2 protein-coding genes are annotated in these 1,954 nt (G+C 32.9%); both read right to left on the reverse strand.

Annotation, left to right across the window (positions count from 1 at the left end; translation table 11 throughout):
* Positions 1-430: hypothetical protein (locus VLM92_RS01015; protein WP_325274493.1), on the reverse strand; the 430-nt coding region annotated here is incomplete at its 3' end.
* Between the two features lie 121 nt (positions 431-551).
* On the reverse strand, positions 552-1,954 hold a 1,403-nt coding region (locus tag VLM92_RS01020; RefSeq protein WP_325274494.1), incomplete at its 5' end, for a hypothetical protein.

Below are 1,954 nucleotides of genomic sequence, written 5' to 3' on the forward strand. Positions count from 1 at the left end.
AGCTAATGCTCTTTTCCCATTCTGCATAGCGGCTGGTAATATCACCCAAGGCAAGAATAGCGTGCGCTGCTGCATTCTCTTGTTTAGGATCATTATTAATTAAATTCAAAATGAAATTATAAATTTCTGTTGCAGTGTTAAGTTCCCCTTGAGCAATCGATAATTCACCAAGGCTCTGCAAAAATTCAAGAAATTTTTGTTTTACAAGTTTGTTTTCAGCAAAAGTAATTAGGAAATTTATACTGGCGTGATAGTTTTGTGTCGGAGCAATTTCAGAATTAAGTTGATCCTTTGTTGCTTTATTTAATGAAGTTTTGAATGGTTTTTGCTTTTCCGAACTCTTCGCTATTATATTCTTATACTCTGCTATTTCATCAGGCTTAAAATAGTTTTGAAGCAATTTATCAATCATATTTACTATCGTTAACACTTGTCACCCTGATAATTAAGTAACTAAATATAGCAGATTATCTAAAGTTGCCAAGACAAACTAAATTAAATGCCAATATTAACGACAAAAGGTTAAATGCAGAGTTTAAGACAACAAAATACTAATTTTTTAGGATTTTGTATGATAAAAACCATTGCCAAGATTCTCCATTTTTATAAAAGGCTTTTGCTATACCTGCGGATAAAGTTGATTCAAGGTTAAACCAATGTTTAAATACAAAATTTATTTGAGCTCCGGCATCTAACCATATGTTTGTACCTTCTGTATTTGCTACAAGTCCACTTGAGTAAACGGACATATCAATGTAATCCAGAAAATGCTGGCCTATTCCTACCCCTCCAAATCTGATAGGTGGAAAGTTGTTTTCTAACATCAGTTTACCAAATTTATCTGTTGCCAAGCTGTAAATGGGGATACCCGGAAATCTAAACAAATCCCTGTATTGTTTCACCGGGACATCATCGAATGGACGATTTCCAAATCCCCCGAAAAAATAATGAGCCTGTGCAAGATTATTATTTTGATGGTTATAACCCAGACCTATTTTAAAATGAAATACATTGTGTTCACCTATCCAGGTTGAGTAATTATCCCACTCAACATGGACTTCTGCAGCAGCATCAAACTTGGTAAAATTTGATACAAAGGAATTTAACGTTATATTAAATTCATTACCACTCTCATAATCAACACTTCCTATGCTTCTTCTGATACTTTTAGAATTCAAATTTGTTGAAGCTGTAATAAAGTCAGGCTGTGACACTTTTACAAGGTTATCATTTATTGATTTAACTCCTGTATATAAATCAATTTCCGTTTTTTGCATTATTTTATGTGGATTATTATAAAGCCAGTAATTAGTATTAATCATCGATATTTTTGTTCCGATCATTCCTCTTTTTCGATTATTAAATAGATCAAAAAAATCCGGAGCATTATATTCTAATCCGATTTCAAACTTCTTTTTGTACTCATATTTTCCCATAAAATGAATGTTGGGATTATTTGAGTTTGTATTAAAGGGCGAAATTCCAACCTCAAGTGTTATATCATGAATTAGAAGTGGATCTGAAATACGCGAAAAAAAACCTACAACTTTTTGAGATTGAAACCCGGTTATTACCGGAATCATCGTATTAATTTTAAGATTGTTTAAACCGCTGTAATCCTCTTCATTGGAGGAATCAATTTTATATTTATTATCCTGTGCTGGATTTAATACCCAATTCATCACTTGCGGACTTTTACTTATAATTTCCTGCCCTAGATAGTTTATTGCAGGCAGGTGAACTGCTGGCTTATTAGGAGCCATAACGGGAATAAATCCTTTGGCAGTAAACTCAAATGCAAACAATGAATCCTCAGAAACATATATAGGATTAAACAAACCTGTTACGGCATGACTTAGAGCCTCTATATTATTATTACTAATATCCGTTCTGTATATATTCGCAACTCCATTAGTATATGCATCCCAGTAAATATATTTTTCATCCGGGCTCC

The organism is Romboutsia sp., assembly GCF_035470145.1.
GTDB lineage: Bacteria > Bacillota > Clostridia > Peptostreptococcales > Peptostreptococcaceae > Romboutsia_D.